This window comes from Streptomyces sp. DSM 120436, from assembly GCF_055778765.1.
The window spans coordinates 2,453,175-2,465,894 of sequence record NZ_JBSKBS010000001.1; the positions used below are offsets into that span (position 1 = coordinate 2,453,175).

Here is a 12,720-nt window from a genome sequence, read left to right on the forward strand (position 1 = left end):
GGGTGCTTCCCCGCCGTGTGCTGTCTGGTGCGTCTGTTATCCGGATTGCCCGCTCGGGTGGGCTTCAGGCTAGCCCGTCCCGATCGGCGGTGCGCCCGCGGCCGGTCCGGACGGACTGACTCCGACCGGCGCCGCCGACCCCGGTACTCTGCGGTACGCCGTTCAGGTCCCCCGTCAGAGAGGCAGCCCACCTGTGATTCCGATCTCCCAGGGCCGTACCCGCAGGGCCACGCTGGCCGGCGCCGTGTGCGCACTGCTCGTGGCGGGGACGGCGCTCACGGGATGTTCCGAGGATCCGAACGAGGGGACGAACGGCGTCGGCAGGCTCCCCGCCGACCAGATCCAGTCCAAGGCCCAGAAGGCCGCCGCGTCCGTGGGCACCGTGCGGCTGCACGGGACGGTGGAGACCAGCGGCCGCGCCTACACGCTCGACATGCGGCTGAAGGAGCGGGGCGGCATCGGCTCGGTCACCGCCCAGGGACAGACCTTCCGACTGCTGCGGGTCGGCCAGGAGCTCTTCCTGAAGGCCGACGCCGCGTTCTGGGGGAAGGGCAGCGGCGGCGGGGAGAACGACTCCAAGGCCGCGGACAAGCTCGCCGCGAAGTACGTCAAGGTGCCCAAGGACGACCCCTCGTACACCAAGTTCATCGGCTTCACCGACAAGAACGTGCTGCTCAGCGGTCTGCTGACGCTGCACGGGGAGCTCAGCACGGACGGCCACCACGAGCAGGGAGGCGTGCGCACCGTCCGGGTCACCGGCGACGACGGGGCCGGCGGCACCCTGGACGTCTCCCTCGAGGGCACGCCGTATCCGCTGCGGCTGGTGCGCGCCGGGGAGGCGGGCACCCTCACCTTCTCCGCCTGGGGCGCCGACTTCCCGCTGGAGAAGCCGGCCAAGGACGACACCCTCGACTACGGCAAGCAGTCTCCCGACCTCTTAGACCGCGTTCCCCCGCCCTGTCGGCCAAGGATGAAGCGCGGCTGCTGAGCGGGCGCGCTCACCGGCCGACCCGGCACGAGGCAGGGACGTCGGTCACCTTGACCCGAGCCCCGGCCCTCCCGCTGGTCTGCGACGCTTCCGGAACCGGGACACGGTCGCGACCATCATCGGCGGGACGATGAGCCCCGCGGCGATCAGGCGGACCAGGCCGACGGGCCAGGCCTCCTCGCGACCGGTGAGGCCGGACCAGCCGAGGGCTGTGACCGTGCCCCCGAGCAGGACGAAACCGACGGACCAGCAGCGCTGTGTCCACCGTGGTCCGCCCGACGCGATGTAGGGAATCTCGTCCGGCCTGCGCCACGTGTTCCAGCCGACCCACGAGATCAGCGGTCCCATCAGCAACGTGACCACGTCGACGACCACATCGACCACGGACTCGACCACCGCGTCTCCTCTGGCTTCTCTGGCTTCTCCGGCCTTTCGGCCGACCGGCTCGAGGCGGTGCGGGTGCCCCGGCCTTCATCAGGGGCCCGGGCCCGCGCCACCATGATGATCGAGCCGCTCGGCGCGCACCCCGTTGGGCCGCGGCAGCCTCGACGGCGAGATCCTGCCGGAATCCGGCAAGCATCGGGGCCGGCCGCCGTCCGACGGCCGTGACGTGGAGTGCGCACGGCAGTCAAGGAGTCCTTTTCAGCGGGGCGGGGCCGGGCGGGGACGGCCATCCGGATGCGGGTGGTCGTACGGCAGCCCCGCGAGCATCGGCAAGGGCTGGACGACCGGATGAGCACGTGAGGCCGGACCGGTGACAGCGCCACCGCTCAGCGGGCTCACCCGGTTCCCGAGCCCTGGGCGAGCGGCGGGTCCCCCGTCGCGACGGCGAACCGCCCGACCGGAACGGATCTTCGTCCTGGCGAACGCCGGCCCCGGCCCAACGGCCGGACGGCCCACTTCGGTCACGTCCTTCCCGGCAGGGCAGTGACCGTCACCACCTGGAGGCGTGCGCCGCCACTGGAGCGCTGAACGTGTTCAGGGAAATCCTCTGAGCGACGCGGGCCGCTGCCGCGTCAGCCGCGCCGCTTGCGCCTGCCCGGCCGGCGCGGCGGCCCGGCCGGCACCGGCGTCCGGGTCGTCGCGGGGGTGGGCGGCGGGACCGCGGCGAGGTCGCCGTCGGGCAGCGCGGCCGTCGCGCCCGTCGGCTCCAGGCGCAGCACCCGGCACTCGCGGGCCCAGCGCCGCGGCATCGCCTCGCCGTCGGGGGCGTTGAGCCGCTTGCCCTTGAGGCTGTCGACGGCCGCCGTCCACTCCTCGGAGCCCGAGGCCAGTTCACGGACCGCGGCGGTCCAGGTGACCAGCCGGCCGCCCTTGTCCTTGCTGCGCACGGTCACCTCGGCCCGGACCCCCTCGGCGAGTCCCGTCAGGGGCTGTTCACCGGGGCCGTCGCCGACCACGCAGGCGGCGCCCTCGTGCCACACGTGCCACAGCGGACGGGCCGGGACGCCGGGTCCCCCGACCCAGATGAGGCCGGACTTCTTCGTGGCCTCCTCGATGAGGGCCCGGTCGAGCAGCTCGCCTGTCATGCGCCCAGCCTATCCAGGCGCGGGGACCCGGTTCAGAGCCATCCGTTGCGCTTCAGCATGCGGTGGATGCCGAGACAGAGGGCGACCGTGACGCCGAGGACCACCGGGTAGCCGTACTTCCAGTGGGTCTCCGGCATGTAGTCGAAGTTCATGCCGTACACCCCGCACACCATCGTCGGCACGGCGATGATCGCGGCCCACGAGGTGATCTTGCGCATGTCCTCGTTCTGCGCCACGGACGCCTGCGCGAGGTTGGCCTGGAGGATGGAGTTCAGCAGCTCGTCGAAGCCGATGACCTGCTCCTGCACCCGGGCCACGTGGTCGGCGACGTCCCGGAAGTACTTCTGGATCTCCGGGTCGATCAGACGCATCGGCCGCTCGCTGAGCAGCTGCATCGGCCGCAGCAGCGGGGCCACGGCCCGCTTGAACTCCAGCACCTCGCGCTTGAGCTGGTAGATCTCGCCGGCGTCCGTGCCGCGCGGGGTGCCCTTGCGGCCGGGGGAGAAGACCTTGGTCTCGACCTCGTCGATGTCGTCCTGCAGGGCGTCGGCGACCGCGATGTAGCCGTCCACCACGTGGTCGGCGATGGCGTGCAGCACCGCCGAGGGGCCCTTGGCCAGCAGCTCCGGATCGTCCTCGAGGCGGTGGCGCAGGGCGCGCAGGGAGCCCTGGCCGCCGTGCCGGACGGTGATGAGGAAGTCCCGGCCGGTGAAGCACATGACCTCGCCGGTCTCCACGATCTCGCTGCTGGAGGAGGTGCGGTCGTGGTCGAGGTAGTGGACGGTCTTGAAGACCGTGAACAGGGAGTCGTCGTAGCGCTCCAGCTTGGGTCGCTGGTGGGCCTGGACGGCGTCCTCCACGGCCAGCGGGTGCAGTCCGAACTCGGCGGCGATTCCCGCGAATTCGGCCTCCGTGGGCTCGTGCAGGCCGATCCAGACGAAGCCCCCGTCGCGGCGCACCCGGCGCATCGCGTCCTGGGGGCCGAGCGGGCCGCCCTCGGTGTCCAGGCGGCGGCCGTCCCGGTAGACGGCGCAGTCGACGACGGCGGTGGCCGTCGCGGGCTCCCGCGTGGTCTCGTACGGGCCGCTGTTCTTGCGCAGCGAGACACGGGAGGGACGGACCACGGCGCGCAGGTCGCGGATCATCGACATGGCGGGCTCCTTCGCGAACGGGCAACGAAAGGCGCCGGGGCGACGGGTGGAACAACCCGGAATGAAGACGTCCTGGACTGCGGATGTTTGGCACGTCCACAAAGCGGGCAGCACCGCACCGTCGCGGTGGCGGGCTTCGTCGCTGACACAGCTACTGGGGCAGATCGGTCAGAACGAAACGAGTGCTCTTCCGATGAAGACGCGCGAAGCGAAAGGCGGGAGCCGAAAGGAGAACAGCTACCTCAGCGGGCGGAAGAGCGGGTGATACTGCACGGTCGACTTCGGTCCATGCCAGCCCCACCTCCTCCGGCCGGTCCCTCGTGAGGGACGATCGTGATCCCCTAAAGGATTCCCCTGTCAACGGGGAGTGTCATACGGGCGTTCGGGCATCGAGCGGACTTCCCCGGAGCCCCCTGAAGGCCTGGGTGGCGCCGCCATGCCGTGCTGCCCGAACCACCGGCCAAGCGTATCAGCCGACCGCTGTGTCAAGGCCTTGCTTTGCCCGGTACTGACGAGTTCTATGCTCGCCGCATGGCTGATGTTCTTCCTCTGGTCGAGGCCCGGCTGCGCACCGCGCTGGGCGAACCGGACGCGCGCGCGGCGGTCACCTTCCTGGGCACGGACCGCATCGAGGTGCTGCGGTTCCACGAGGGGGACATCGTGCGCTACGCGTCCCTCGGCATGTCCGCGCAGCCCATGACGGACCCCACGGCCATGGTCGCGGACCCGGTCGCGGGACCCCGGGCCGAGCTGGTGCTGTCCGTGCGCGGCGGCGTCGCCGACACCGACAAGGTGCTCCGCCCGCTCGCCGTGCTCGCCGCGTCCCCGCAGGTCGAGGGGCTCGTCGTGGCCCCCGGCGCCTCGCTCGACGTGGGGGAGCCGCTGTGGCCCGGCGCCCCGTTCACCTCGGTGCTGGTCGCCGAGCCGGGCGGCCTGGTGGAGGACCTCGAACTCGACGCGCCCCTGGAGCCCGTGCGCTTCCTGCCGCTGCTGCCGATGACGCCGAACGAGGCCGCCTGGAAGCGCGTGCACGGCGCCCAGGCGCTCCGGGAGCGGTGGCTGAACCACGGCACGGACCTCAGGGACCCGTCCCGGAAGTCCGTGCCGCTGGAGTGAGCAAGCTCACCAACGCCGCCGCCGGGAGGCTCAGTTGGCGAAGACGCCGACCTCGGTGGCGTGCCGGGGCCGGAGTCTCTCCCGCCTCGGCGGTGAGCACGTCGGCCCGATGCTTCAGCCGCGGGGCGTGGGGAGGCGCCGGACGGCGGGCCGGAGAGGGACGGAAAGCGCACGCGACAGACGGGCCGCACATGCTTGATGCCTAGGGCATCTGCCTCGGTCCGTGCGCCGCCGTTCCGCCCGGTCGGGTGATCGTCCTTGACGTGGCGCCGCGGACCTAGGACCGTGGGGCTCTATGAGGGGCGAACCCAGTTGCCCGAAGTGCGGTGGCCGGGTCAGGGCTCCCGGCCTCTTCTCGGATGCCTGGCAGTGTGACGCGCACGGCGCCGTGCACCCGCTGCAGCCCGTGATACCGCCGAGCGTCGAGGCCCTCGAGGTCGTCGTGCGCCGCACCAAGGTGCCGGTGTGGATGCCGTGGCCGCTGCCGGTGGGCTGGCTCTTCACCGGCGTGGCGTCCGCGGGCGACGACCGCGGCGGGGGCCGGGCGACGGCCGTCGCGTGCACCGGCCCCGGGCCGCTCGGCGGGATGGGTGAGCTCATCCTGGTCGCCGAGGAGCTCGGCGTCGGGCTCGGCGCGCGGTACGCGGGCATCGACGGCCCGGATCCCGGGCCCTCCATGGACGTCGAGAAGCCGCCTCCGGTCAAGGTGCTGGCCGCGGGACGCCCCACCCCGCTCTGGCACGTCTCCCGCACGCCCGACGACCGCGCCGTGTTCGCGGGCGAGGCGCTCGGCCTGTGGCTGTGGGCCGTGGTGTGGCCCGAGCAGTCGGGGCTGCTGATGTACGACGAACTGGTCCTCGCCGACCTGCGGGACGCCGGCGCCGAGGTGGAGCTGGTGCCCTGCGGCGCCCTGTCGCCGCGGCTGCTGGAGGCGTAGCCGGGCGCGGCCGACGATGTAGGGGGCGCTTGCCGGGTTCGGGTGTGACAGGGGCGGCTGAAAATCCGGTTATCCTGGAGCGTCCCCATCCGTCCGTCACGCTTGGAGTAACGCGTCGTGCGCATCGACCTGCACACCCACTCCACCGCGTCCGACGGCACGGACACCCCGGCCGAGCTGGTCCGCAAGGCCGCCGCGGCCGGGCTCGACGTCGTCGCCCTCACCGACCACGACACCACGCGCGGCCACGCCGAGGCGCTCGCGGCGCTGCCGCAGGGCCTCACCCTGGTCACCGGCGCCGAACTCTCCTGCCGCCTCGACGGTGTCAGCATGCATCTGCTGGCCTACCTGTTCGACCCCGAGGAGCCCGCCCTGCTCGCCGAGCGCGAGCTGGTCCGCGACGACCGGGTACCGCGCGCCAAGGGCATGATCGCCAAGCTGAACGAGCTGGGCGTGCCGGTCACCTGGGAGCAGGTCGCCCGGATCGCCGGCGACGGCTCGGTGGGCCGCCCGCACGTGGCCAGCGCGCTCGTCGAACTCGGCGTGGTGGCGAGCGTGAACGACGCGTTCACCCCGGAGTGGCTGGCCGACGGCGGCCGGGCGTACATGCCCAAGCACGAGACCGACCCCTTCGAGGCCGTACGGCTGGTGAAGAACGCGGGCGGCGTCGCCGTCTTCGCGCACCCGGCCGCGGTCAAGCGGGGCCGGACCGTGCCGGAGTCCGCGATCGCGGAGCTGGCCGGGGCCGGTCTCGACGGCATCGAGGTCGACCACATGGACCACGACCCCGGCACGCGCGCGCGGCTGCGCGGCCTGGCGGGCGAGCTGGGGCTGCTGGTGACCGGATCGAGCGACTACCACGGCAGCCGGAAGACCTGCGCCCTCGGCGAGTTCACCACGGACCCCGAGATCTACGGCGAGATCACGCGGCGGGCGACCGGGGCGTTCCCGGTGCCGGGGGCCGGCGGGGCGGCCTGAGCCCCGCGGGGACCGGCGGGCCCTGAGCCCCGCACCCCCGCTCTCCCTCCCTCTTCTCTTCATCCCTCCTTTTCTTTCTTCGTTCTCGCGCAAGGCAGTCATGTTCGACGTCGCCGTCTTCGGCTCTCTCTTCCTGACCCTTTTTGTCATCATGGATCCCCCGGGGATCACCCCGATCTTCCTCGCGCTGACCGCGGGCCGCCCGGCCAAGGCGCAGCGGCGCATGGCCTTCCAGGCCGTCTGTGTGGCGGGCGGTGTGATCACCGTCTTCGGTCTGCTCGGCCACCAGATCCTGGACTACCTGCACGTCTCCGTCCCGGCGCTGATGATCGCCGGCGGTCTGCTGCTCCTGCTGATCGCGCTGGACCTGCTCACCGGCAAGACCGACGAGCCCAAGCAGACCAAGGACGTCAACGTCGCGCTGGTTCCGCTGGGCATGCCGCTGCTGGCCGGGCCGGGCGCGATCGTGTCGGTCATCCTCGCCGTGGAGAAGGCCGACGGCGCCACGGGGCAGGTGTCGGTCTGGTCGGCGATCCTCGCCATCCACGTCGTCCTGTGGCTGGTGATGCGCTACTCGCTGCTGATCATCCGGGTCATCAAGGACGGCGGCGTGGTGCTGGTGACGCGACTGGCGGGCATGATGCTCTCCGCCATCGCCGTGCAGCAGATCATCAACGGCGTCACGCAGGTGATCCAGGGCGCCTGACCCGCGCCCGGCCCCGGTGCCGCGAGGCACACCGGAGCCCCCGTACCGAGCGGGTACGGGGGCTCCTCAAGCATGCGCGCAGTGCACCGGGAAGCGGCTCGTACGGCCGCCCGCCCGCGGTGCGGGAGTTACGAGGCCGGTGTGTCGGCCGGGCGGATCCACAGGCGCTGCCCCACGGCGGCAGCCTGCTGAACGATGCGGTTGACGGAGGCGGCGTCCACGACGGTCGAGTCCACGGGCGTGCCGTCGACGTCGTCGAGTCGCATGATTTCGAAGCGCAAGGGCTTCTCCCTTCGTCTGGTCATCCTCCTGAAGGAGAACTACTGGGTGAAGGCCCACGGACCGGACGGGCCCGTGTGCCGCACAGGGTCCAACGGGCTGTGTGGTGCAAACATTCCCTACACTAAGGAAAACTTTCAATCGGCTAAATACTGGCGAGTAAGGTTTTCGAGGAGGACCGACCGGGACCGGTTGTGTTCGCAGCGTGACCAGCGGAACAATGACAGGTGATGAACGACGACCTCGCGGCCCTGCACGCCCGTATCGACCGCACGAACGAGCTGCTCCAGCGCATGCTCGCCGAGGTGGCCAAGACGCCCTCGACCCACGCGATCTTCGTGGACGCCGGCTACCTCTACGCGGCCGCCGGGCGGCTCGTCGCGGGGACGGAGGACCGTCGCGCCTTCGACCTCGACGCCGAGGGGCTGATCGACGCGCTCATCGACCGCGCCCGCACGGTCTTCGCCGACAGCAGGCTGCTGCGCGTCTACTGGTACGACGGGGCCCGGCGCCGCATCCACACCGCCGAGCAGCAGTCCATCGCCGAACTGCCCGACGTCAAGGTCCGCCTCGGCAACCTCAACGCCAACAACCAGCAGAAGGGCGTCGACTCCCTGATCCGCTCCGACCTGGAGTCACTGGCCCGGCACCGTGCCATCAGCGACGCGGCCCTGCTCGGCGGCGACGAGGACCTGGTCTCCGCCGTCGAGGCGGCCCAGGGGTACGGCGCCCGGGTCCACCTGTGGGGCATCGAGGCGCCCGAGGGCCGCAACCAGGCCGAGCCGCTGCTCTGGGAGGTCGACAGCCAGCGCACCCTCGACCTGGACTTCTTCAAGCCCTACGTCTCCCGGCGCACGGCGCCCGCGTACGAGTCGGCGGGCGGCCGGCCCACCCGCGAGGACGTCCGCTTCGTCGGCGCGCAGATCGCCGCGAAGTGGCTGGTCTCGCGCGGCCGCGAACCCATGATGGAACTGCTCCCCGGCCATCCGTACCTGCCCGGCTCCGTCGACCAGGACCTCCTGGTCGAGGCCGAGGGCCTCCTCCAGTACTCCCTCCGCGGCCAGGCCGACCTCCGCCGCGCCCTCCGCGACGGCTTCTGGGACCACCTCCAGGCGCAGTACTAGGCCGACGGGGTCTCCGCGAGGCCGCCCCGGCCGACGGCGACCGCCCAGGTCACGCCGGACGGGGCGGTCACGCGCACGGTCCCGGCCCGGCGGGCGGCCGGGAGGGCGAGCGCGTGGGACGTGACGGAGGGCTTCCCGGCGCCGCACACGGCCGGGAAGTCCGCGCGCAGCACGGGTATCCGCACCCGCACGGTCCCGGCGCCCCGGCAGCTGACGGCGACGGTCAGGGCCTCGTCCCGGGCGCCGGCCGCGTAGGAGAAGGCCGCGTTGCCGTGGGCGGGGCCGTGCGCGCCGGCCGTGCTGCCGTCGAGCGCCGGCGGGGTCACCGGGGCGCTCGGCCGGGCGGCGGGGCTGCTGCTGGTGGTGGCCGGCGGGGAGGGGGCGGGGCGGCCGGGGGCGGCCGCCTCCGCCGTGCAGCCGACGGCCGCCGAGAGCAGGAGCAGGACGCCGGCGCTGCGGGCGTGGTTCATGAGGCCACCAAGGTGTCGAAGAAGCCGGCGAGGGCCTGGGCGGTGGGGGCGGGGCGGTCGACGGTGGGCGTGTGACCGGCGCCGTCGACGATCGTACGGCGGGCCGACAGGCGACGGGCCATGGCGTCGAGGTCCGGGACCGGCCAGGTGTCGTCGTGCGAGCCGGAGAGGACGTGGAACGGCAGGGGAACGGCGGCCAGTTCCGCGACCCGGTCCGGCTCCGCGCACAACTGCCGTCCGGTGGCGAGCAGTTGTGCGGGCCTGGTGCTCAGCCAGCGTTTCCTGAGCTGCTCCGGGCCGCCGATCCCGCGTGCGGGACCGCCCACTTCCTCCGGCGGGCCCATCGCCAGGATGGCCTCCCAGCACTCCTCCATCGACATCACCGCGAGGGCGTCCCGCAGCAGCCTCACCCGCTGCTCCTGGGAGGCGGAGACGCGGGCGGCGCCCGAGGAGACGAGCGTCAGCGAGCGGAAGGGGGAGTGGTCCAGCAGGACCGCCGCGCGGGCGATCTGGCCGCCCATCGAATGGCCGACGAGATGCACGGGCGCGCCGCACGCGCGCGCCTGCGCCAGCACGTCCTTCGCCAACTCGTCCTGCGCGTACGCCGTTTCGTCGTCGGCGGGCCCGTCCGACCCGTGCTGGCCGCGCCCGTCCACGGCGACGGCACGGTAGCCGCGCGCCGCGAGCGGTGCGAGGACCAGCGTGAAGTCCTCCTTGCTGCCGGTGTATCCGGGCAGGAGCAGCACGGTCCCCCGCACCGGGGTCCCGGCGGCCGGCGGCACGTCCAGGACGGCGAACTCGCCCCGCACGGTGGGGAACCGGCGAGGGCGGAGGGCGGGGAGGTGAGCGGGGGAGGAGGTGGTGATCACCCGGGTGAGGGTAGCGGGACGCGCACACGCCGACGGCCCGGTCCCACGAGCGGGGCCGGGCCGTCGGCGTCGGTGCGGTGTCAGCTCTCCGCGGTCTCCGCGGGGGCCGCGGTCTTACGGGTGCGGCGGACCTTCGGCTCCGCCGTCTCCGTGGCCTCCGGCGCGGACGCGGCGGCCTTGCGGGTCCGGCGGCGCGGCGCGGCGGCCTCAGCGGTCTCCCCTTCCGGGGCGGCCTGCGCCGGCACCGTCTTGCGGGCGCGGCGCGGCGTGGCCTCGGCGCCCTCCGCCGTGTCGGCGGCGGCCTCGGCCTTCTTGGCCGTGGTCTTCCGCGTACGCTTCGGCTTCTCCTCGGCCTCCGGAGCGGCCTGCGCCGGGATCTCCACGGCCTCCGCCTCGGCGGCCTTGCGCGTCCGGCGGCGCGGCGCGGCCTCGGCGCCCTCGGCCGCGTCCACGGCGGCCTCCGCCTTCTTGGCAGCGGTCTTCCGTGTGCGCTTCGGCGCGGCCTCGGCCGTGGCGTCGGCCTCGGCGGCGACCGCCTTCTTGCGGGTGCGGCGCGGCGTGGCCTCGGCGGCGCCTTCGGCGGTCTCGACCGCGGTCTCCGCCTTCGCGGCGGCCTTACGGGTGCGCTTGGGCGCGGCCTCGGCGGCCTTTGTGACGCCCTCGGCGGTGTCGACCGTCGTCTCGGCGGTCTGGGCGGCCGGGGCCGTCTTGCGGGTGCGGCGACGGCGCGGCGCGGCGTCCTCCGCCGGAGCGGGCTCCGCCGGAGCGGGCTCCGCCGTGGCGGACTCCTCGGCGGCGGGCTCCGGGACCGACGGCTGGTCCGCCACGTCCTGGGCCTGCTCGGCCGACCGGCGGGTACGGCGACGGCGTGGCTTCTCGGCGGGGGCCGCGGACGTCTCGGGGCCGTCCACCGACGGGCCCTCGGCCGTGTCGACGGCGGTCTGTGCCGCCCCCTGCTCCACCGGGGTCACCGCGGCGGCGGTGACCCCGCCGCGGGTGCGGCGACGACGGCGCGGGGTGCGCGCGGGGGCCTCACCGGCCTCCGCCTCCCCGGCGTCCACGGCGGCCGGCGCGGCGGACTGCCGGCCCGCCTCGTCGACCGGCGCCCCGTTACGGGTACGGCGACGGCGGCGCGGCGTACGCGACGACGCCTCACGCTCCTCGGAACGGGAACCGCGGTGCCCGTCACGGCCGCCGCGTCCGCGCGGTCCACGGCCGCCGACCTCGCCCAGGTCCTCGATCTCCTCCGCCTCCAGCCCGGCCCGGGTGCGCTCCGACCGGGGCAGGATGCCCTTGGTGCCCTCGGGGATGCCCAGGTCCGTGTACAGGTGCGGGGAGGTGGAGTAGGTCTCCGCCGGGTCGCCGAGGCCCAGGTCCAGCGCCTTGTTGATCAGCTGCCAGCGCGGGATGTCGTCCCAGTCGACCAGCGTGATCGCCGTACCCTTCGCGCCCGCGCGGCCGGTGCGGCCGATGCGGTGCAGGTACGTCTTCTCGTCCTCGGGGGACTGGTAGTTGATGACGTGCGTGACGCCCTCGACGTCGATGCCGCGCGCGGCGACGTCGGTGCAGACGAGCACGTCCACCTTGCCGTTGCGGAAGGCGCGCAGAGCCTGCTCACGGGCGCCCTGGCCGAGGTCGCCGTGGACCGCGCCGGAGGCGAAGCCGCGCTGCTTCAGCTGGTCGGCCAGGTCCGCGGCGGTGCGCTTGGTGCGGCAGAAGACCATGACCAGGCCACGGCCGTCGGCCTGCAGTATCCGCGCGACCATCTCGGGCTTGTCCATGTTGTGCGCGCGGTAGACGAACTGCTTGGTGTTCGCGACCGTGGCGCCCTCGTCGTCCGGCGCGGTGGCGCGGATGTGCGTGGGCTGCGACATGTAGCGGCGGGCCAGACCGATGACCGCGCCCGGCATGGTGGCCGAGAACAGCATGGTCTGCCGCTTCACCGGAAGCAGGTTGATGATCTTCTCGACGTCGGGCAGGAAGCCGAGGTCCAGCATCTCGTCGGCCTCGTCGAGGACGAGGGCCTTGACGTGGGACAGGTTCAGCTTCTTCTGCCCGGCGAGGTCGAGCAGCCGGCCCGGGGTGCCGACGACCACGTCGACGCCCTTCTTCAGGGCCTCGACCTGCGGCTCGTAGGCCCGGCCGCCGTAGATCGCGGTGACGCGCACGTTCCGCACCTTGCCGGCGGTCAGCAGGTCGTTGGTGACCTGCGTGCACAGCTCGCGGGTGGGGACGACGACCAGCGCCTGCGGCGTGTCGGTGAGGTCCTCGGGCTTCGCGCGGCCCGCCTCCACGTCGGCGGGGACGGTGACCCGCTCGAGGAGCGGAAGGCCGAAGCCGAGCGTCTTTCCGGTGCCGGTCTTGGCCTGGCCGATGACGTCCGTGCCCGACAGGGCCACGGGGAGCGTCATCTCCTGGATGGGGAAGGGCGTGGTGATGCCGACGGCTTCAAGGGCTTCGGCGGTCTCGGGGAGGATCCCGAGCTCTCGGAACGTCGTAGTCAGGGTGCTGCCTCTTCTGTGTACGCGGTGCGAGGCGAGCGCGGGGGTCGTGTAGGGACCGTGCCGGGGACG

13 protein-coding genes are annotated in these 12,720 nt (G+C 73.1%); 6 read left to right on the forward strand and 7 right to left on the reverse strand.

The genetic code is table 11. From position 1 onward, the window contains the following. The first annotated feature begins 193 nt into the window (after positions 1 to 193). Positions 194 to 988, forward strand: a complete 795-nt coding sequence (locus ACWH4W_RS11385) for a hypothetical protein (RefSeq protein WP_473075638.1) — start codon at positions 194 to 196, stop codon at positions 986 to 988. A gap of 45 nt (positions 989 to 1,033) precedes the next feature. On the opposite strand, the gene ACWH4W_RS11390 is transcribed toward ACWH4W_RS11385, so the two are convergent. From ACWH4W_RS11390 to ACWH4W_RS11400, 3 genes are all read right to left on the reverse strand, one after another. Further along, a complete protein-coding gene (locus ACWH4W_RS11390) occupies positions 1,034 to 1,384 on the reverse strand; it encodes a hypothetical protein (protein ID WP_473075639.1) in 351 nt (116 codons plus the stop codon). Between the two features lie 620 nt (positions 1,385 to 2,004). Continuing rightward, entirely contained in the window at positions 2,005 to 2,517 is a 513-nt protein-coding gene (locus tag ACWH4W_RS11395) for a hypothetical protein (protein ID WP_473075640.1), read from the reverse strand. Between the two features lie 32 nt (positions 2,518 to 2,549). Further along, positions 2,550 to 3,668, reverse strand: coding sequence for a magnesium and cobalt transport protein CorA (locus tag ACWH4W_RS11400; protein WP_473075641.1), 1,119 nt, complete (start codon positions 3,666 to 3,668; stop codon positions 2,550 to 2,552). Between the two features lie 531 nt (positions 3,669 to 4,199). On the opposite strand from ACWH4W_RS11400, the gene ACWH4W_RS11405 reads away from it, so the two are divergent. From ACWH4W_RS11405 to ACWH4W_RS11420, 4 genes are all read left to right on the forward strand, one after another. Further along, positions 4,200 to 4,784, forward strand: coding sequence for a suppressor of fused domain protein (locus tag ACWH4W_RS11405; RefSeq protein WP_473075642.1), 585 nt, complete (start codon positions 4,200 to 4,202; stop codon positions 4,782 to 4,784). Positions 4,785 to 5,079: 295 nt separating this feature from the next. Next, complete coding sequence (locus ACWH4W_RS11410; RefSeq protein ID WP_473075643.1) at positions 5,080 to 5,721, forward strand: DUF6758 family protein; 642 nt, start codon at positions 5,080 to 5,082, stop codon at positions 5,719 to 5,721. 117 nt (positions 5,722 to 5,838) lie between these two features. Next, positions 5,839 to 6,699 carry a PHP domain-containing protein gene (locus ACWH4W_RS11415; RefSeq protein WP_473075644.1) on the forward strand — a complete coding sequence of 287 codons (861 nt, stop codon included), beginning with the start codon at positions 5,839 to 5,841 and terminating at the stop codon, positions 6,697 to 6,699. Between the two features lie 100 nt (positions 6,700 to 6,799). Next, positions 6,800 to 7,405: a MarC family protein gene (locus ACWH4W_RS11420; protein ID WP_473075645.1), complete on the forward strand. Its 606-nt coding sequence runs from the start codon at positions 6,800 to 6,802 to the stop codon at positions 7,403 to 7,405. A gap of 128 nt (positions 7,406 to 7,533) precedes the next feature. Here the strand turns inward: ACWH4W_RS11420 and ACWH4W_RS11425 are convergent, their stop codons facing one another. Then, the gene (locus ACWH4W_RS11425) at positions 7,534 to 7,686 is read right to left on the reverse strand and encodes a hypothetical protein (RefSeq protein ID WP_006134551.1); all 153 of its coding nucleotides are present in this window, start codon (positions 7,684 to 7,686) and stop codon (positions 7,534 to 7,536) included. A 228-nt stretch (positions 7,687 to 7,914) separates the two neighbouring features. On the opposite strand from ACWH4W_RS11425, the gene ACWH4W_RS11430 reads away from it, so the two are divergent. Beyond that, positions 7,915 to 8,808, forward strand: coding sequence for an NYN domain-containing protein (locus ACWH4W_RS11430; protein WP_473075646.1), 894 nt, complete (start codon positions 7,915 to 7,917; stop codon positions 8,806 to 8,808). Here the strand turns inward: ACWH4W_RS11430 and ACWH4W_RS11435 are convergent. From ACWH4W_RS11435 to ACWH4W_RS11445, 3 genes are all read right to left on the reverse strand, one after another. Next, positions 8,805 to 9,278 (reverse strand): hypothetical protein, encoded by a 474-nt coding sequence (locus ACWH4W_RS11435; RefSeq protein ID WP_473075647.1) that lies wholly within the window; start codon positions 9,276 to 9,278, stop codon positions 8,805 to 8,807. The two genes, ACWH4W_RS11430 and ACWH4W_RS11435, sit on opposite strands and share 4 nt — an antisense overlap. Then, on the reverse strand, positions 9,275 to 10,147 hold the full coding sequence (locus tag ACWH4W_RS11440) for an alpha/beta fold hydrolase (RefSeq protein WP_473075648.1): 873 nt from the start codon (positions 10,145 to 10,147) through the stop codon (positions 9,275 to 9,277). Before ACWH4W_RS11440 ends, ACWH4W_RS11435 begins: the two co-directional genes overlap by 4 nt. Positions 10,148 to 10,227: 80 nt before the next feature. Continuing rightward, entirely contained in the window at positions 10,228 to 12,558 is a 2,331-nt protein-coding gene (locus ACWH4W_RS11445) for a DEAD/DEAH box helicase (RefSeq protein WP_473075649.1), read from the reverse strand. Positions 12,559 to 12,720: the final 162 nt, after the last annotated feature.